Here is a 19917-nt window from a genome sequence, read left to right on the forward strand (position 1 = left end):
TCTGGCGCATCCTCCCTGTGAAAGTTGGGGGTGCATCACCGCGTTCTCACGATCACATCCTCGTCCAGTGAGAAACGTAAATGACCAAGCTCAGCCACCACAATAACACGACGGCTCCCGGCACCGGCGAAGCATTTGCTGGTGAGCGCCATCAAAGCTTTATGATAAGCTTCGGTGAAGGGTGTGTTGATTTCCATGCAAACCATTTCGATGACGGCAGCTATGGCCTTTCAGGCCCTGATGTGCACCCGTCCCCGCACACCCCATCGCGCGAAGCGGCTTCGCTTGATCAACTTGCAGCGTTTTTGACCGATGGGTACTGGCAGGAAACCGGCCGGACGGGACGACGATGGGACACCACATCGAAATCCGAAATTTCAGTCGACATAACAACGCTCTCCGCTAGTGAAAAGCGGTTGGTGCGCTATGCGTTTGAGGCGTGGGAAATGGTCGCTGACCTGAACTTTGTCGAGGTTGGTGGCGGGGCCAACATACGATTTCAAAATACCGACAGTGGCGCCTACGCCAGCGCCACGACCAGCGGGGGGATCATACGGTCTGCGATGATCAACGTGGATGACCGGTATATTCAGTACTATGGGGACACCGTCGACACGCATACCTTTTCTACCTACGTGCACGAAATAGGTCACGTCTTGGGGCTGGGGCATCAGGGGCCTTACAATGGCTCCGCTAAATATGGGCGCGACGAAGAGTTCACGAACGACAGCTACCTCGTGTCGGTAATGTCCTACTTCAGCCAGACGGAAAACACGAGTGTGCAAGGCACCTACGGTGAGCCCATAACGCCGATGATGGCCGATCTGGTGGCGATTCAAAATCTCTACGGCACACCGGATGGTCGTTCTACTACCGCAGGGAACACCGTTTGGGGCGCGAACACGACGCTGGACAATTATCTGGGACTTTATTTCGAGGACTTGAGCAGTGGGCAAGGCAGCGCATCGGCGCATGATGGCGCGCGCACCGCGCTTACTATCTATGATGTCAGCGGGGTTGATACGATAGATGTGTCATTCTCCGCCTCGGCCACGCGGATCGATATGAACGCGGAGCAGTACTCAGACGTGGGCGGCATTAACAACGTCTCGATTGGACGCGGCGTGATTATCGAGAACGCTATTGGCAGCGCGAAGGCTGACACGATTGTTGGAAATTATGTCGCAAACATTATCGCGGGCGGGGCAGGAAATGATGTTGTTCACGGCGGCGCGGGCTTCGACACCATTTGGGGCGGTCAAGGTGACGATACGCTGAACGGCGACGATCACGCAGATACACTACATGGTGGCGCGGGTCATGACCGACTGTTTGGCGGCGACGGTTTCGACACGCTTTATGGCAACGCTGGCGATGATACCCTGTATGGCGGTGCCAGCCCTGACCGTCTCTGGGGGGGAAGCGGCGATGACATCTTAAGGGCGGGCACCAATTTCGGGATAACGGTTGACGGGTTGTTCGGCGGTGACGGAAACGACCGCCTTTATGGCGAAGGCGGTTTCGACACCCTGATGGGTGGCAACGGCGACGACTATCTGGATGGCGGCAAACAAGCAGATAACCTGCACGGCGGGAACGGTCATGATACCCTGTTCGGCGGTGACGGCCTCGACCGCTTGTTTGGTGGAGACGGCGATGATGACCTGACGGGCGGGCGCGGAAGCGATGGCCTGTTCGGTCAGCAAGGTGACGACATCTTGCAAGGCGACAACGACAACGACCGGCTGTTTGGTGGTACTGGAAACGACATCATGGATGGGGGCAGCGGCGATGATCAGCTGTTCGGTGGCGCTGGCTTTGACTTACTTTTAGGCGGCGACGGAGATGACATCTTGTCGGGCAACTTCAACGCGGACAGGTTCATTTTCACCGACGGCCACGGGCATGATACCATAACCGATTTCGAGGCGAATTCCTCCTTTGAGTTCATTGATCTGTCTGGCCTGAGTGCCATTAACGATTTCCAACAAGTTCAAAATGCGATGCAGCAAGTTGGCGAGGCCTATGTGATCATCGAAACCGGCGAAAGCAGCTCTATCACGCTGCTGGACACCGAGGTATCGGATTTTAACGCGAGTGATTTCATTTTCTAAGCTACTTCCCAGGGCTCTTCACAGCCCGCCTTATTCACTTCGAAATCAGCGCTGACGCGCCCTCCATTCGTGAGTGTCAACTTGCCCATCGATTGCGCCCTGCAACACGGGAACACCCCCGCATTAAAACAAATTGTCTGACTTCACCGTAAAAGTGCCATGATCACGCCCGCACAGTTGCTGCTCGCTTGGCATTAATTGCCCCATAGCGACGCGAGGGGGCGACAGTGCTTAAGACGTTATTTACTGAACCAGAGAGACTTCAATTTGACCTCCCCGAGAACGGGGCCGGCTTGTCTGATCTAGAGGTGGCGACACTGGGAAGTGAAACCTTCCTGTACGCAGTTTCCTCTTCGGGTGGCCTACTTTCGTCGTTCGCCTTGGGCGGCGCGGCTGGGCAGGCATGGCTTATGTCCAGCGTGGCCCTGCCGCCGCAATCCGTCGGCCTGTCCCATATAGACGCCGTGCCTTTTGCCGGAAACGGCGGGCTGGAACTTTTGATGGTAGGGGCGCTATCCGACCCGATGGTCGGCATGTCAATCTCCGCAGCAGGTTCGTTCGGCGGGGCTGTGGCGCATGTCACGCCAGACAGTGATGCATCGCAATTCACGAAGTTGAGCCTGTCCGCTGATGGTGCAACAGGTATAGCAGCCTTGCAATCTGGTGCATTGATGCAGGTACAGATATCCGGTGGCACACTGACCAGTCAGGAAGTGCTAAGCGCACAGGATGGCAGCGGCGCGCAGGTTAGTGCCCTGCACACCGTCGCGCATAACGGCTTGAATTACACATTTGTAGCGCGCGACAGCACCGATGTTATCGAGGTTTTACGACAGCGCGACGGCACGTTTGAACTGGAAAGCACAGTCACTACGGGCGAAGGCGTGTGGATCAACGGACCCACGGCTATGGCCACGGGCGTGTTAAACGGCCAGCTCCACGTCGTTGTGGCCAGCACGATCAGCAACTCCTTAACGGTATTTAAACTGGATGAGGCAGCGGCGGCGCTAAAGCCGGCTGATCACCTCCTAGACACGCTCAGCACCAGATTTGCGCAACCCTCCCATCTGGAAAGCTTCACGTCCGGCGACAGGGTTTTCCTCATAGCCGCAGGGCATGACGCGGGTCTCAGTATTCTGGAACTTCTGCCAGGTGGGCGACTTCAACCGGTGAGCACACTTGTGGGCAGCGTCGGCAACCCGCTGGACGGCATCGTGTCGGTCGAGGTGCAGGAAACCGACGAAGGTGCCCGAATTTTCGTCGCGACAGAGACAGCCCCGTTCCTGACCGAATACGGGTTCTCCTTCACCAATTTAGGAAGCACAATCACCGTCGCCACCAATGGCACCTTTATAGGCACTTCTGCTGACGACACCTTAGTGGGCAGCGATGTTTACGACACCCTGTCCGGCGGTGCCGGTGCGGATGTCCTGATCGACGGCGACGGGCGTGACACCATGTGGGGCGGTTCGGGGACGGATACCTTTATACTGACACGTGACGGCACCACGGACCGCATCATGGACTTCGAGGTAGGTGTCGACAAACTGGATTTCTCTTGGCTGTCTGACATTTTCAGCCCTGCCAATATCGGCATAACGTTCCAAAACTACGGAGCGGATTTAACCTTTGGCGGCGAACGGCTGGAGCTTCATGTCACGGATGGGGCGCAACTGACTCTCGCGGCCCTCCATGAGAACACATTCACGGATACCGACCGCGTGCATGTCGCCCCCTCCCCTGACGCGCCGGGCCCTACCGCGACCCCGCACCCCACGCAGCCAGTCGCGCCAGCGGTCAAGGTGGTCGAGAAAGCACCGACGTTGCCATCAGTCACTCAGCCAGCATCCAGTGCGTCGGCAGAGCAGCAGAGTTATGGCGACGCCGATGACATCGTGGTCTGCGGCAGAGAAGTAAACGACGTGTCCCTGAACGGCGGCGACGATCAAATCGACGTCGGCGGCGGAAACGACAGGGTCGATGCTGGCGATGGCGACGACCTGATCCACGGCAGCGCGGGATTTGACGAACTACTGGGCGGCGCGGGTCAGGACAGGATCGACGGCGGCCAACATGCGGACCTAATCTTCGGCGGCGACGGCCACGATCTTATCATCGGCGGTCAAGGCTACGATATTTTGCACGGCGACGCGGGGGACGACAAAATTTGGGGTGGCTCTTCCCCTGATCGCTTGTACGGCGGGGAAGGCAACGACGTCTTACGCGGTGGTATCAATTTTGGCCTGACAGTTGACGGGTTGTTTGGTGGTGCGGGGGACGACTGGCTATTTGGTGAAGCCGGTTTCGACCTGCTGGACGGCGGCGCAGGCGACGACATGATGTTTGGCGGAGATCAGGCCGACAACCTTTATGGCCAAGAAGGCGCTGACGTGATGGACGGCGGAAACGGCTTCGACCGCTTGTTTGGCGGAGATGGCGACGACGTGGGGTTTGGGGGGCTGGGGCCAGATGCGTTGTTCGGGCAAGCCGGTAACGACAGGTTGGTCGGTGGCGACGGGGACGACAGGTTTTGGGGCGGGACCGGAAACGATGTTTTGTGGGGCGGCACAGGCGCCGACACCTTGCGCGGCGGTGCAGGGTTCGACTGGCTGATCGGCGGCGCGGGCGATGACAACATGAGGGGAAATTTCAACGCCGACACCTTCGTCTTCGCCGACGGGCACGGCAACGATATCATCTGGGACTTCAACGCACAGAACGATCTGGAACGTATAGATCTGACGCTCGTGTCGGGGTTGAACAACTTCAACGCGCTCCTCGCGGCGTCACGGCAGGACGGTGCACACGTCGTCGTCGAGACCAGCGCGACCTCATCCATCACCCTGCACGGGGTTAACTTGAACGATTTGGATGTGATTGATTTCGTGTTCTGAGCACGTTTTCCCGGCTGCGCCAAAAACTTCTGTTCTCCGAAGCGCGCGGACTATACGCAGGTGTGCACAGAGATAACGAAAGACATCATCCATATGCCCGACGTGCGACTTGTCATGAACGCAGGCTCCTCTAGCTTGAAGTTCGCCGTGTATACCAGCGGAGCAGACGTGCCCGTAATGAACGGCAAGGTGACGGGCATCGGCCGCGCGCCAGAGTTCAGCGCCACCAACGCGCAGCCGGACGCCCTTGGCGCACTGACGCCAGAGACGCCGCACGACGAAGTCGTGCAACGGGTGCTGGGCTGGCTCACCGCACATCCGGAGTTCGGACATATCACAGCCGTCGGGCACCGTGTCGTACACGGCGGGCGCGAGTTCTCAAAACCGGTTCTTGTGACGGGCGAAATTCTGGACGCGCTCACAACACTGGAACCCCTTGCCCCGTCGCATCAACCCCACAACCTTGCAGCGATCCGTGCCGTGCGCGGATGGAAAGCCTCGCTGCCTCAAGTCGCCTGTTTCGACACCGGTTTTCACGCGAGCCAGCCGAAATTACACAGCATGTTCGGACTACCGCGCGCCCTGACCGATCAAGGCATCATCCGATACGGGTTCCATGGCCTATCCTACGAATACATCGCGCGCGTACTGCCGCGACATCTGGGCCCGCTTGCGGACGGTCGCGTGGTGGTCGCGCATTTGGGGAATGGTGCCAGCATGTGCGCCATGTCCGCGCGCCGTAGCGTTGCCACGACCATGGGATTTTCCGCCTTGGACGGGCTGGTCATGGGGCGACGCTGTGGCAGCATGGATCCTGGCGTTTTGTTGTATTTGCAGCAGGGTATGGGTCTCACAATCGAGCAGGTTGAAAAGCTTCTGTATAAGGAATCCGGTCTTCTTGGCGTATCGGGCGTGTCCAATGCGATGCAGGTTTTGCAAGAGAGCAGCGCCCCGGAAGCGGGTGAAGCGATTGATCTGTTTTGTCTGCGTGCCGCGCAGGAACTGTCGCGAATGCTGCCTTGTATAGGCGGATTAGACGCGCTGGTTTTCACAGCCGGCATCGGTGAAAACTCCGCCCGCGTGCGTAAAGGTATTTGTGCGCATCTGGAATGGCTCGGGGCACACATCGCGCCAGAGGCCAATGCCACAGGCGAAAACAGCATCCATTCTGCAGAGAGCGCCGTGCAAATTCACGTCATTCCGACCAACGAGGAAGCCGTGATTGCGGGGCATATGCGCGACCTCGTCGGCTAACCCCCGACGCTAATGAGTGTCACGCGGTGATTGACGGGGAGCGGTGTTTGGCTTTCAATAGGCCATCGCCTGATTTGATTTTTTATTGAAGCGACGTCGAATGAATTTTGTGAATTGCCCAGTTTGCCACCCCAAGTGTCTGGCATGATGACCGCCACGCCAAAGACCGAGGCCGGAAACGGCCTGCTTGACGGGAACCGCACGGTGCCCCCGTCCTCCAACCTGCGCACGGTGCTGGCGCCCGATCTCTATGCAATGATGCCGGAACTGAAGGAAGACATTCAGCTGGAGCCGCGACCGGATGAGAAAGTGGCGCTTTTGCTGGCCCGCCTCCGGTCATCCACCACACCTGAGGAAGCCGTGACGATGGTGTCCTACGCGTTCCAGCCCCGTATCGCGGTCTGGTGGGCGCATGAATGCATGACGTCGATGCGCGAGCATCTGACCCCGATTGACCACCAGTTGTTGGAACTCGTCGGCGCATGGGCACATGATCCATCGGACGCAAACCGGAAAGAGATATACGACATCGCTCTTGCCGCGCCCAGCAAAACACCTGGTGTTTGGTTGGGGTTGGGCACGGGGGCATCGGGCGGTGGTCGGCGCGACGAGCCGATCAACCTGAGCACCCCGCGCGCTGTGAATGCAGGCGTGTTGTCGTGCCTTGCGCGCGGAGGTTTGCCGCAACGCTCGATCAATCTTGCGCGCTTCATCACTCTGGCGCAAACTCTGGTCGGGGATTGAAATATTCCCTATCATTTCACGCGACTCGTCGTGATTTGCGCCACCTGCCGCCTCCCATCCTGATCCTCGTTAAGGCCGTTCGTACCCATGAAGCTGACCCTAAAAATTGAGAACCACGATTTTCTGGAAGACGGTGGTCCGCTGGAGATATCCGTCGATGGGCGAGGTGTCTTGGTTGGTCGCGACGGCGCAATGGACTGGACGCTGCCAGACCCTGCGCGCCACATTTCCAGCCAGCATTTCGAGGTCACATTCCAAAATGGCGTCTATTGGCTGAACGACACCTCCACCAATGGCACCTATTTGCAGGGCCATTCACATCGCGTGGAAAGCCCCTATCAGTTGGCCCACATGGACCGGCTTCAGGTTGGCCATTACATCATTGTTGTCGTCCTAGAGGACGCCGCAGCCGCGTGGGGTGATGCCCCGAGCGCCGCCGCACCAGCGACCGGAGCCGATCCTTGGAATTTGGGTGGCGCCCCAGCAGAGCCGGTGAACGTCACCCCTGCCGAAGAAAATCCGTGGCGCGGGGATTTTGGCGATAACTTCATCGTTAACCCGACGCCGCCCGCGACCCCAACACCGCCACCCGCAGCGCCAACCCCTGCCGCACTCGCTCAAGGCGGCTCCCCGTTTGCATCCGCGACGCCGATACCACCCGCTGCACCTGCCACGCCGCAAGCGGCCCCCGCATCTGAAGGGTTCGCGCCCGCCGCAGCCCCATCCGCACCGATCCCACCTGCCCCTATACCCGCAGCGCCGCCGCCCACCGCGCCAGCACCCGCTGGCCCGAGTGCCGACGCCGTGTTGCGGGCGTTTTGCGAAGGTGCTGGCATGCCCATGACAAACCTTCCCGCGAAAGATCCGGTGGAGCTGGCCCGCGAGTTGGGCCAGTCCCTGCGCGTCACCACGGAGGAGTTGAAAGCCCTGCTTGGCGCCCGCGCCGCCACGAAGCAATTCGTCAAAAGTGGCTCGCGGACTATGATGGGCCAGACGGATAACAACCCGCTCAAATTCATGCCCGACGCGGTGCAGGCTATGGACGTCATGTATATCAACCCGCGTCCCGGCTATCTTAGTGGCACCTCGACGCTGGTCGAGGCATTCGGCGACATCAAGCGCCACCAGACGGCCGTTTATTCTGCGATCCAGCCCGCCTTGGCACGGCTTCTGGAAGATCTGTCACCAGAGGCAATCGAGAAGCGGGCCGGTGCGGGCGCCAGCAAGCTGGCGGTTGTCGGCGGTGGCAAGCGCGCGCGCAACTGGGAGGTATTCGTCGAACGCTGGGACGCGAAAACCCACCCCTATGAGAACGGCATGCTTGATGTGTTCTTGGCTTACTTTGCCGAAGCCTACGATTCCTCCATCAAAGCAAACGGCGGCCAGTAGCCATCCGCCGTTTAATCGGCACCGCAAAATCATCGCGCAGGAAACGCAGAGTTGCGGGCTGTCTCATTGACCTAGAGGCAGCCGAAGCGTATGGTGTCGGCAGTATTTTATTGAAGGGTGTTATGATGAAACGTCTTATCGCGACCGCCGCAATCCTGACGGCGATGTCTGTACCAGCCTCCGCCCAGTCGGCTTACACGACTGAGGAACTGGTCGATTTCTATATCAACTCCATCGACATGGGCGCCACCCGCGGCATCTGCATCGGAACCGCACAAGAATGCGACACCGCTGCCACGCCGTCCGTCCCGCAAGGTCTGGACATGCGAATCAACTTCGAGTTGGACTCCGCAACCCTGACAAGCGAAGCCGCAGAAAGCCTGAAGGTTTTCGCCCGCATGATGCAGGACGAGCGTTTGGAAATTGCCCGCTTCGTCGTGGAAGGCCACACTGATGCACGCGGCTCCGAGGGATACAACATTGACCTGTCAGAAGCACGCGCCGCTGCCGTGTCCGAGTTCCTGACCAATGAGGGCATCTCTGAGGATCGCCTCTCGGCTGTGGGCCTTGGTAAAGCACAGCCCCGCGTTGACGACGAATTTGATCCGGAAAACCGCCGGGTCGAGCTGCGTATTGATCTGCGCTAATCCGGAATTGGACGCGCCACGACTTGACACAAACGGCCACCCGCCCTGTTGTAGGGTTGGGTGGCCGTTTGCCTTTCAGGACATTGCATGAACTACGATAAAATTACCGATCCCATTTCGCCCGACGCCCCTTGCGGCGCGGACCTTCTGCTTGAAGATGATCCCGATTTTATCGAGTATTTCTTCGAAGCGCCGGAGCGTATGCCGACCAAGTATTATGACTTGGTGCGCGAAGTGTTGTTCGACCCGAAGTCGATCGACTTTCGTGGTGAAGAAAAGCAGATCGAAGCCCTCCTAAAACGCACCCGCGATTTGCGCCTATTGGGTATTCAGGCGCGGTTCCAAATTCTGGCCGGTCGGCTGCATGGGTTCTGCGACGCGTTTGTTGCCATGGCGGACTTGCTGGAGGCCCATCCGAACGACGCCCACCCGCAGGTTTCAGGCGACAACACCGAGCGCCGAAACGCCTTGGAAGAGCTAAACACCCTCGCAACCGTAACCATGCCATTGCAATACGCCACGCTGGTTGAAGATCGTCGCAGCGGAGCGGTGACCCAACGGATGTACCTTTTGGCAAGTGGCCAAGTGGAGCCCCGCGAGGACGAAACCCCAGGCGACGCTGGCGCGCTGCTCGCGGCAATTAGCAACGAAGCGAATCAAAAAGAGGTCGACAAGACGTTTGAGAAGCTGGAGGCGGCGAAGGCAGCCGTTGGCCGCATCACGACCGTGACCAAGTCGCAAGAAGACAGCCCGTTCACCCCCGACATCGAAAAGCTTGAAACACGCCTTAACGAATTGCTCGACCTCATTGTTCAGGCGCGCCCCGACCTAGGTGGATCCAGCACCGAGGGGGAGGCGACTGCCGAAGACGGCGACGCATTTGACGGCGACGACGGCAGCGTGGAGGTCGGCAGCGCGGCCCCAGCACAAGCGGCAACTTTGTCCGGCCCGGTCGTCATACCAACCCACACCGCGGCACGCGTCGCACTTGAAGTCGTGGAGCAGTATTTCGCGACGAAAGAACCATCCGCCGCCGCCCTTCTCTTAGTGACGCAGGCACGGCTTCTTATCGGCAAGCCCTTGATCGAGGCTTTGGACACACTGCTGCCCGACCACTCCGGCCAAGCGAAAATAGACTTCGGCGCGGAAACCGGCTTTGTGATTTCGATGGACCGCTTGCGGACACTGTCCGCCGAAGTGCGCGCCGCCGCTGGCCCTGATCCGACCGACGCCCAAGGGCAAGTCCCCGACACGATCACGACCCGTCCAGACGCGGCTTCTGTCATCAAAGCGGTTGAAGATTTCTACCGTCGGAGCGAGCCTGTTAGTCCGATCCCAATCCTTTTGTTGAAAGCAAGAGGCTTTTTGGATAAAGATTTCCATGCTATTGTTAAGGAATTGATGCCCGCGACCGAAAGCGAAAGCTAGGAAAGCTGACCCAAGGTCACAAAGAACGGGCTTATATAGATTTGAACGTGAAGATTGAGTGAAAAATCACCTAAATGCGTTGACAGCAAAAGGTGATTAAGGCTTTCTTATCGCGTAGATTTTAGGGAGAGGGAATATGGCCTCAGATTCAGCGACCGGTTTTATCAAGCGCAACCGACCACCACGGGTAAACATTTCCTACGCCGATCCCTATGAATCCGACAAGATGGTGGAACTGCCATTTGTCATGGGTATCATGTCCGACCTCAGCGGCAACGCTTCCGAGGTAGAGAAGCCCCCAGTTGCAGAACGCGAATTCACCCGCGTCGACCAAGACAGCCTTGATGATTACATGGGCGCTGTGTCTCCTGGCATCGCGATGCAGGTCGACAACCGCCTTGATCCTGACTCCGGCACGAAGATGAGCGTGAACCTCAACTTCAAGAAAATGGAAGACCTGAGCCCGGGCGAAGTTGCCCGTCAGGTTCCTGCCCTTGCAAAACTGCTGGAAGCCCGCACGCAACTGGCCAACCTACAGCGCTATATGAACGGCAAATCCGCAGCCCAAGACCAGATCAAAGCGCTGCTGGAAGATCCTGAGTTGATGGCCGCATTAGCCGAGCGCGCTCCAGCCGCTGGCGATGACGCCGAAGAGTAATGAGATGTCACCGCGCGCCAAAGAGCAGCGCGGGTAAGTAATAATTAAGGGGAACGACAATGGCGACAGAAGCCCAACAGGATGGCGCCCAAGCTGGTGGTGCTCTTAGCGAGCTCGACGAGTTTTCTGATGTTCTAAAGAAGAATTTCAAGCCGCGCTCCGACGTTGCGGCCAAAGAAGTCGAAAACGCGGTGACCACGCTTGTCGCGACGGCCATGCAGGACCAAGACCTTGTATCCGACGACGTGATCGACACCATTGACCAGATGATCGCCGCCATCGACGAGAAGCTCAGCTCTCAGGTTAACGCCATCATTCACCACGAAGAATTCCAGAAGATCGAAGCCTCTTGGCGCGGCTTGGCCTACACGGTCAACAACTCCGAGACTGACGCATCGCTGAAAATCAACGTGATGAACGTCTCCAAAGCCGAGCTGGAACGTGAATTGCGCTCTTTCCCGGGCGCGAAGTGGGACCAGTCCCCGATCTTCAAACAGATCTACGAGCAAGAATTCGGTCAACTCGGCGGCCAGCCTTACGGCGCGATTGTGGGCGATTTCTACTTCGATCAATCCCCTGCCGACGTCCGCTTGCTGCGCGACATGGGCAAAATCGCGGCCTCTTCCATGGCACCGTTTTTGTCCTCCGTGTCCCCAACATTGATGGGCATGGACAGCTGGAACGAGTTGAACAACCCACGCGACCTGTCCACTGTGTTCGACACACCGGATTACGCTGCATGGAACTCGCTGCGCGATTCTGAGAACTCCCGCTACATCGGCTTGACCATGCCGCGCGTCCTGTCGCGCGAACCTTACGGCCAAAACTCCCTGCCAGTTGATGAATTCAACTTCGAGGAAGAAACCGATGGGCACGAAGGCACGCAATACGCTTGGATGAATGCAGCCCACGCAATGGCGGCAAACATCAACCGCGCGCACAAAGAGCACGGCTGGACCGTTCAAATCCGCGGCGTTCAGTCGGGCGGTGAGGTGATCAACCTGCCATCGCATACATTCGACACAGGCGACGGGTCCACAGACCTGAAATGCCCGACCGAGATAGCAATCAGCGACCGCCGCGAAGGCGAGCTGACAAAGGCTGGCCTGATCGGGCTGGTCCACCGCAAAAACTCTGACAAAGCGGCTTTCATCGGCGCGCAGTCGATCTACAAACCGAAGGTCTACAAAGACGAAGAGGCAACCGCGTCCGACAACATGTCCGCCCGCCTGCCCTACATCTTTGCCGTGTCCCGTTTTAGCCACTACTTGAAATGCATGGTCCGTGACCAAATCGGCATGTCCCGCTCGCGCGACCAGATTGAGCGTGAGCTGCAAAGCTGGATCATGAAATACGTACACCTGAACCCCGACGAGGCAAGCGAGTCTGAAAAAGCGCTCAAGCCACTCGCCGGTGCGACGGTCAAAGTTATTGAGGACGAAGAAAACCCTGGCTACTATATGGGTAAGTTCTTCCTCAAACCGCACTTCCAAATGGAAGGAATGGATATCGGGATGAGCCTCGTATCCAAACTACCCGGTGGGAAATAAACAATTTCATTAGCGAAATTTCCTACTGATTTATTGTAACCAAGGAGAAGACACATGGCTGTCGATATTTTTCTGAAACTGTCGAGCATCAAAGGCGAATCCCAGGACTCGTCCCACAAGCAAGAGATTGATATTTTGAACTGGGGTCTGGGCATGACCCAATCCGGCACCACCCACATGGGCGGCGGCGGCGGCGGCGGTAAAGTCGACGTTCAGGACATCAACATCATCAAATACGTTGACCAGTCGTCCAACGACCTGATCAAGAAATGTACATCCGGCAAGCACATCGACGCTGGCCTGCTGACAGTACGTAAATCCGGTGGCGACGCTCCGGTTGAGTACTTCAAACTGCACATGGAAATGATCATCGTGTCGTCCTACACGACTGGTGGCTCCAAAGACGGTCTCGACCGCATCGAAGAGTCCCTGACTCTGAACTTCCGTCGCTTCAACATCGAGTACACGATGCAAGACGACAAAGGTGCAGATGCCGGTACAACCAACGCTGGTTGGGACATCGCAGAAAACAAAGAATGGAACGGCACAGTCAAACCAGCTTAAGCTGGCGACGCCTTCCTATCAAAAATACGGGGTGCGCCGGTTACGGCGCCCCCATCCCACTACCGTCCGGACCGCACTCGGAGACATGTCGTCTCACGTCCCGCCGCGTTTCCCTCCGAGCGATGGTCTACCCCGAACATCGCCAGAGTGTACCGCCAGATGAAAACCCCGCCCTCCAAATCCGGTCGCAAATCAGGCCAGCAGAACCAGATTTCGCTGATGCATGTGTTCCGTGAAGCTGCGGGCAAGAAAGACGCCACGAACGACGGCGCCACCTACAAAGAGGGTGAACGCGAGATAAGCCAACGCACGGTCCAGCGACGTCACGGCGCAGACCAAGGTTCCCTCAAGGCGCACCTTCACGAAGACCTCGCAAACCTGATGCAAACGATCCGGCTCGACGCCGCATTGGATCTGTCCGCTCATAAATACGTCAGTAAATCCGTGCTCAACTTCGGCATGGACGACATGGCGAACATGTCCTCCAACTCAGAAAATCGCGGGCACCTTGAACGGCGATTGCGCGACGCTTTGATCAACCACGAGCCGCGCCTTATCCCCGAAACCATCGAGGTGTCCTTACGCGAACAGGACAAAGACCTAAGCCAAAAACTGGCCTTCGACATCACCGCCGATCTCGCGGCCAATCCCGTGGATGTGCCGTTAGAATTTCTTGCTGAAATCGACGTCGGTGGTGGTAAGGTTAATCTTGCCAAACTGAAAGTTCTGCGATGAAGAAGGCTTTTCTAGACGCCTATGAGCGCGAATTAGCCCTGCTTTACGAGCGGAGCCAAGACTTCGCGGCCGACTATCCCGGTATCGCCGAACGTCTTGGCGGCTTGGTACAAGACAACATGGACCCTGCCGTGGCTGGCCTGCTTGAAGGCACCGCCTTCATGGCCGCCCGCGTTCAACTAAAGATGAAGGAAGAGTTTCGCACCTTCACCAATGAATTGTTGGAGCAGTTGCTGCCCGACATGTTGGCCCCCACCCCTGCCGCGATGCTTGTTCAGGCACACCCGCCTTTCGACAACCAAGAACTGGTTGAGGGGATGTCCTTTCCGGCAGGATCCTACATGGATGCGCGCTACGTTGACCGCGAAAAACGGATTTCGGCACGGTTCCGTTTGTCTGCACCGCTGGAATTGTGGCCCCTCAAAATCGCCGATGCCAGTTATCTGGACGGCCCCGCGCCCTTGCAAGCGCTTGGTTTCGACGTCGCGCCGGGCACCGCTGGTGGGTTGAAACTCAGCTTCATGCGTCCATCAATGGAAGATGCCGACAAGCCCGAAGGCCCTATGTCGGAGCTGGAAGTCGACCGCCTGCCGGTTCATCTGATCGGCGACATGAGTGAAACTGTCGCGCTTTACGAGCAACTCTTTTGCAACGTGAACCGCATCACATTGCGCTATCTAGACACCAACGGCGACCCTGCGTTTATCCGGCTTGATCCGAACACCATCGAACAGATCGGCTTCGACGACGACGAGGCGCTGTTCCCCGAAGACATCCGCGTGTTTCGCGGGTACAGCACCCTGCGCGAAGCATTCTTGTTCCCGCAGAAGTTTCTTGGCTTCCGTTTGGCGGGCATCAACAAAGCGCTCAAACGCATTGAGGCAAGTGAATTCGATCTCATCGTCGAGTTGAACTCCGTTAAATCCACACTGCCCTCGCGGGTTGGCAAGCAGCATTTCGCCCTCTTCGCGGTGCCAGCTATTAACCTGTTTGAGGAAAACTCATCGCAGGTCAAAGTTGACCCGCTGCGCCACGAATACATCGTCACGCCGGACAGCAGCCCGTCATCACATTACGAAGTCCACCGCATCACAGAAGCCTTCGCCTACTATTCCGGCGTGCAAACGAAGGTGCCTGTCCACCCGCTTTATGGCGTCCCAGCAGAGCAGATTAACCCGCGCGAGGCGCTGTATTACACGTTCCGACGCAAGGAACGCCGCCTGACCCAGAACGAGCGGCGCTTCGGCGTGCAGCACAACTACAAGGGCACCGAAACCTTCATTTCGATCTACGAGCCTGAGGGCTTGGACGATGACAAACGCGTGCGCCGCTTGCAGGTGAAGACACTCTGTTCCAACCGTCATCTGCCGGAGTACCTGCCGCTCAACCAAAAGGGCACGGATTTTAACCTTAACGATGACTTAACGGTTAATCTCTCGTGCATCGCTGGCCCCACCGCCCCGCGTGAGGCCGTTGCTGATCTGGAAAGTGACGCACCCCACCGTACGCAGTCGGGAGATGTCTATTGGCGTTTGATCAGCCACCTGTCGCTGAACCAGTTCGGCCTTTCGGATCGCGGAAGTCGGGATCAAGCCGCAGGGCTTCGCGAAATGATCTCGCTGTTTGCAGACCTCACCAACAAGGTCACAGAAAAGCAATTGCAGGCCATCAAAGGCATTGAGACGCGCCCTGTTGTACGCTCCGTTAAACGAGACGGCGGCTTTCACGCCGCGCGTGGCATTGAGGTCAGGATCACCTTCGACGAACGCGGATTTGAAGGCTCAGGCATCATGTTCTTGGGCGCAATTCTGGATCGCTTTCTTGCAGATTACTCGGCCATCAACAGCTTTACCCAGACCGTGATCGTCTCCCAGCAACGCGGCGACATCAAAGTCTGGCCCGCACGTTCCGGCTCTGGCCCGCTGCTATGACAAAAATCCCCGCGAAGAAAAAGCCAGAGATGATAGGCCCCCCCGCGCCGACACTGACTTCGGCGGATCTTCAAGGGATGTCGCGCCGCGCTATGTTGAAGGTCACGCCGTGGCGGTTTGGCTTTCTCGCCGCCCTGCGCGAGATGGAGCGCACCTATCCCGACAAACCCCGTATCGGGCAAAACGCGACCATCAAGGAAGAAATCGTATCGCTGGGGCAAGATCCCTTCTTGGATTTCCCCGCCTCCAACATCACCGCCTTTGAGGAAAAGCCAGGCGGCAAGCCCGCGCGGCTAAACTCCAAGTTTCTTGGGTTCTATGGACCACAAGGCGCCCTGCCCCTGAACACCACCGCAGAGGTTCACGGCTGGCTAAATGCCCGTGACCCTAGCTTCGCGCGGTTCACCGATATTTTCGCAAACCGTTTCTTGCAACTGTTCTACCGCGCATGGGCCGACGCCCGTCCGATCGCACAGTTCGACCACCCCACGGGCGACCGCTTCCAAGCCTATGTCGGCTCCCTAGCAGGTCTGGGCACCCCTGCGTTCAAAGACCGCGACCACATTCCAGACGTCGCCAAATTGCCATTGGTGGCGCTATTTTCCGGTCGCATCAAGTCCGCCGTACGGCTGCGTCAGATGCTTGAATTGCTGTTGAAAGTTCACGTCGATATCGAGGAACACGTGCCCAGTTGGATGAGTTTCGAGCCGCAGGACCTCACCAAAATCGGGCTAGGCGGCAGCCATCTCGGGCAAAATGTGCACCTTGGCAGCCGTGTCCCCGCCGTGAATGAAAAAATCTGCATCCACGTCCGCACCGAAAGCCTTGAGCAGTACCGCAGCTACCTTCCGGGCGGCGATAGCTTCACCCGCCTGACCGACATCGTGGTTTGGTATCTGGGCGTCACCATCGAAGTTGACGTGTCCTTGTCTTTACCCGCCGATCAGGTTCCGGCCGCGCAACTCGGGCAGCAGACCGCCCTTGGCTGGACCGGCTGGATCAAGCCCGAAACGCCCGATGACACCGAACCGCGCCGCTACGTACAGGCGGCGCAATTTTCAACTGAACGCGCTCCGGCGAAAGCCGCGGCCTAGACCATTTTAATTACCGATACGGGGATATGATTATGAGTGACATTTCAATGGAAACAGTGGCCGGCAAGCTCAATCGGGTTGGCTATGACGCTTTCGTTCAATCGCTTCGGCACGCCAAGGGCGAAGGCAACCGCCATGTGGAGCTGGCGCATTGGCTGTTCCATGTGGTGTCCAACAAGAACTCCGACATCTCCAAGACCTTGAACCACTTCAAACTGGATCGCGGCCAGGTCTTGAAAGACCTTGGCGCGGTGATCGACGGCATGCGCAAAAACGCCACCGAAATGCCGTCCATTTCGGACCACGTAACCGACCTGCTGGACCGCGGCTGGCACTACTCCACATTGCTTTTCTCGGAGACCCAAATTCGCACGGGCCACGCCTTGGTCGCCTGCCTGAAGTCCACTGAACTCAAGCGCGCCCTGTTTCAATGCTCGCCCGTATTTCAAAAGCTGAACGTCGAATCTCTCGTCTCCGAAGCCCGATCCGCGTGGGCGGAATCCGACGAAGAAGACATGCGCCCGATGGATGGCTCCGGCCTTGTGGCACCGTCCGGCGGCGCGGCTGGGACCGAGGGTGGCGGCGGGACCACCGCGCTGGATCGCTTCTCGATTGATATGACCGCCGACGCGGCATCGGGCAAAATGGACCCTATCGTCGGCCGCGACGAAGAAATCCGCCAGATCATTGATGTGCTTTTGCGCCGCCGCCAAAACAACCCGATCCTTACAGGCGAGGCTGGCGTTGGCAAAACCGCAGTGGTCGAAGGCTTCGCGCAGCGGCTTGCCTCTGGTGATGTGCCGCCGAAACTGCGCGGCACCAAACTGCACTCCCTCGACATCGGTTTGATGCAAGCTGGTGCCTCGATGAAAGGCGAGTTCGAGCAGCGCTTGCGCTCCGTCATTGATCAAGTTCAGGCGTCCCCCACACCGATCATTCTGTTTATCGACGAAGCCCACACCCTGATCGGTGCAGGCGGCGCTGCGGGCACGGGGGATGCCGCAAACTTGCTGAAACCCGCCCTTGCGCGCGGCACCCTACGCACCATCGGCGCCACCACATTTGCGGAATACCGCACCCACTTTGAGAAAGACCCCGCGCTCACCCGTCGCTTCCAGCCGGTGAACGTAGAAGAACCGGGCGTTGAGCAGTGCTGCTACATGATGCGCGGGATCATGAAGCCGATGGAAGACCACCACGGCGTGCGCATCTCGGACGAAGCGATCGTCGCCGCCGTGTCTTTGTCGCACCGCTACATCCCCTCCCGTCAGTTGCCTGACAAGGCCGTTTCCTTGCTCGACACCGCTTGCGCACGCGTCGCCATTTCCCAAGCTTCGACCCCTGCGCGTTTGGCCGACCTGAAAGAAACGATTGCCGCGCTGGTCTCGGAGATCGCCGCAAAAACCGCGCAACGCGACTTGGGCGAAGAGAACGAGGACCGGATCAAGGAGGCTGAACTAGAGAAAGCCAAAGCGGAGGAAGAACTGGTCGTCCTTGAGGAGAAATACTCCAAAGAGAAGGTTCTTGTGGACGAAATTTTGGAGCTTCGCCAGAATCTGAAGCCCGACGGCGAGCAGGTCTTAACACCCGAAGACGCCCCGAAAATCGGCGAAGAGGAAGACGCGCCAGAAGAAGAGGCGGCACAGGAAGAAACACCCGCACCCGTCGCCGAGGATCCCGAAGCCGTGCGCCTTGCCCTGCACGAGAAAATCACCGAACTCGAAGAAGGCGACCCCGACGACCGCATGGTCTATGCCCACGTGGATGAGCAGGCGGTGGCCTCCGTCATCTCTGACTGGACGGGCATTCCTGCGGGCCGCATGGTCACCGATGAATTGCAGGCCATTCTGACGCTGGCGGACCGTCTGAAAGAACGGGTCATCGGGCAGGATCACGGTCTCAAGATGATCGCGAAGCGGATTGAGACCAGCCGCGCCAAGCTGGCCAATCCGAACAAACCTATCGGGGTGTTCATGCTCTGCGGTCCGTCCGGTGTTGGTAAAACCGAAACCGCGCTCGCCCTCGCCGAAAGCCTGTACGGCGGGGAGCAAAACATCATCACCATCAACATGTCCGAGTTCCAAGAAGCACACTCCGTGTCACTTCTAAAAGGCGCACCTCCGGGCTATGTGGGTTACGGCGAAGGCGGCCGATTGACCGAAGCCGTTCGCCGCAAACCCTATTCCGTAGTTCTGCTCGACGAGGTGGAAAAAGCCCACTCCGACGTGCACGAACTGTTCTTCCAAGTCTTCGACAAAGGCATCATGGAGGACGGCACCGGACGCTCTATCGACTTCAAAAACACACTGATTTTGCTAACGTCGAACGTGGGCACCGACGCGATCATGGACGTTGCCAACAGCGGTCAATCGAACCCTGATCTGGAGGCGTTGGAGGAGGCGATGAAACCCGCCCTACAATCCGTGTTCCCACCCGCGCTGCTGGGCCGGATCGTCAACATCCCTTACTTCCCGCTGTCCGGCGAGGTTTTGACTGGCATTACCAAGCTAAAGCTGGGCTCCATCGTCAAGCGGATGAAAACCAACCACAACGCGACCATGACCTACGCCGAGGAGGTCATCGCCCACATCGTCGACCAATGCCGCGACCCCGATTCCGGTGGCCGTATGGTCGACAACATCATCACCAATTCGATCCTTCCCGACCTGTCGCGCGAAGTGCTCTCGAAAATGGTAGCAGGTGAGGAGATCAACGCAGTGGAAGTCACCCTCAAAGACGGTGCGTTCGAGTACAACTTCTCCTAACCCACCCCTGTAAGTGTGAATTATTGTGGCCCCTGCTGTGAAAAGCGGGGGCCATTTACGCCTAAAGTCCCTTTTTTCTTGCGTGTGGCCGCCCCGTTTTTCTACCTTTGCTGGGCAAATCTATATGCGGGTCAATTTTCGGCCCTCTTT

The 19917-nt window shown here is 58.0% G+C and carries 14 protein-coding genes; all 14 read left to right on the forward strand.

All coding sequences use genetic code 11. The annotated features are described in order from the left end of the window. Positions 1–80 precede the first annotated feature (80 nt). The 14 genes from BLW66_RS17000 to tssH all read left to right on the forward strand — a co-directional run bounded on the left by BLW66_RS17000 (position 81) and on the right by tssH (position 19767). Positions 81–2114: a M10 family metallopeptidase C-terminal domain-containing protein gene (locus tag BLW66_RS17000; RefSeq protein WP_089948850.1), complete on the forward strand. Its 2034-nt coding sequence runs from the start codon at positions 81–83 to the stop codon at positions 2112–2114. Positions 2115–2407: 293 nt separating this feature from the next. After that, positions 2408–5008, forward strand: a complete 2601-nt coding sequence (locus BLW66_RS17005) for a calcium-binding protein (RefSeq protein WP_139254588.1) — start codon at positions 2408–2410, stop codon at positions 5006–5008. Between the two features lie 60 nt (positions 5009–5068). After that, on the forward strand, positions 5069–6262 hold the full coding sequence (locus tag BLW66_RS17010; protein ID WP_244508682.1) for an acetate/propionate family kinase: 1194 nt from the start codon (positions 5069–5071) through the stop codon (positions 6260–6262). Between the two features lie 144 nt (positions 6263–6406). Further along, the gene (locus BLW66_RS17015) at positions 6407–7006 is read left to right on the forward strand and encodes a DUF6931 family protein (RefSeq protein WP_089948858.1); all 600 of its coding nucleotides are present in this window, start codon (positions 6407–6409) and stop codon (positions 7004–7006) included. A gap of 87 nt (positions 7007–7093) precedes the next feature. Further along, positions 7094–8395 carry a type VI secretion system-associated FHA domain protein TagH gene (gene tagH, locus BLW66_RS17020; protein WP_089948860.1) on the forward strand — a complete coding sequence of 434 codons (1302 nt, stop codon included), beginning with the start codon at positions 7094–7096 and terminating at the stop codon, positions 8393–8395. Positions 8396–8520: 125 nt separating this feature from the next. Continuing rightward, positions 8521–9042, forward strand: a complete 522-nt coding sequence (locus tag BLW66_RS17025; RefSeq protein ID WP_211664295.1) for an OmpA family protein — start codon at positions 8521–8523, stop codon at positions 9040–9042. A gap of 87 nt (positions 9043–9129) precedes the next feature. Further along, positions 9130–10470 carry a type VI secretion system protein TssA gene (locus BLW66_RS17030; RefSeq protein WP_089948863.1) on the forward strand — a complete coding sequence of 447 codons (1341 nt, stop codon included), beginning with the start codon at positions 9130–9132 and terminating at the stop codon, positions 10468–10470. A 136-nt stretch (positions 10471–10606) separates the two neighbouring features. Further along, the gene (gene tssB, locus BLW66_RS17035; RefSeq protein ID WP_089948865.1) at positions 10607–11128 is read left to right on the forward strand and encodes a type VI secretion system contractile sheath small subunit; all 522 of its coding nucleotides are present in this window, start codon (positions 10607–10609) and stop codon (positions 11126–11128) included. 59 nt (positions 11129–11187) lie between these two features. Continuing rightward, on the forward strand, positions 11188–12678 hold the full coding sequence (gene tssC, locus BLW66_RS17040) for a type VI secretion system contractile sheath large subunit (RefSeq protein ID WP_089948868.1): 1491 nt from the start codon (positions 11188–11190) through the stop codon (positions 12676–12678). A 54-nt stretch (positions 12679–12732) separates the two neighbouring features. Continuing rightward, positions 12733–13242, forward strand: coding sequence for an Hcp family type VI secretion system effector (locus tag BLW66_RS17045; RefSeq protein WP_089948870.1), 510 nt, complete (start codon positions 12733–12735; stop codon positions 13240–13242). 159 nt (positions 13243–13401) lie between these two features. Continuing rightward, complete coding sequence (gene tssE / locus BLW66_RS17050; RefSeq protein WP_089948873.1) at positions 13402–13977, forward strand: type VI secretion system baseplate subunit TssE; 576 nt, start codon at positions 13402–13404, stop codon at positions 13975–13977. Beyond that, positions 13974–15908 carry a type VI secretion system baseplate subunit TssF gene (tssF, locus tag BLW66_RS17055; RefSeq protein ID WP_089948876.1) on the forward strand — a complete coding sequence of 645 codons (1935 nt, stop codon included), beginning with the start codon at positions 13974–13976 and terminating at the stop codon, positions 15906–15908. The genes tssE and tssF overlap by 4 nt, the downstream gene beginning before the upstream one ends. Beyond that, positions 15905–17002 carry a type VI secretion system baseplate subunit TssG gene (gene tssG, locus BLW66_RS17060; RefSeq protein ID WP_089948879.1) on the forward strand — a complete coding sequence of 366 codons (1098 nt, stop codon included), beginning with the start codon at positions 15905–15907 and terminating at the stop codon, positions 17000–17002. Before tssF ends, tssG begins: the two co-directional genes overlap by 4 nt. A gap of 32 nt (positions 17003–17034) precedes the next feature. Next, on the forward strand, positions 17035–19767 hold the full coding sequence (gene tssH, locus BLW66_RS17065; RefSeq protein WP_089948881.1) for a type VI secretion system ATPase TssH: 2733 nt from the start codon (positions 17035–17037) through the stop codon (positions 19765–19767). Positions 19768–19917 lie beyond the last annotated feature (150 nt).

The organism is Litoreibacter albidus (assembly GCF_900107015.1).
Lineage (GTDB): Bacteria > Pseudomonadota > Alphaproteobacteria > Rhodobacterales > Rhodobacteraceae > Litoreibacter > Litoreibacter albidus.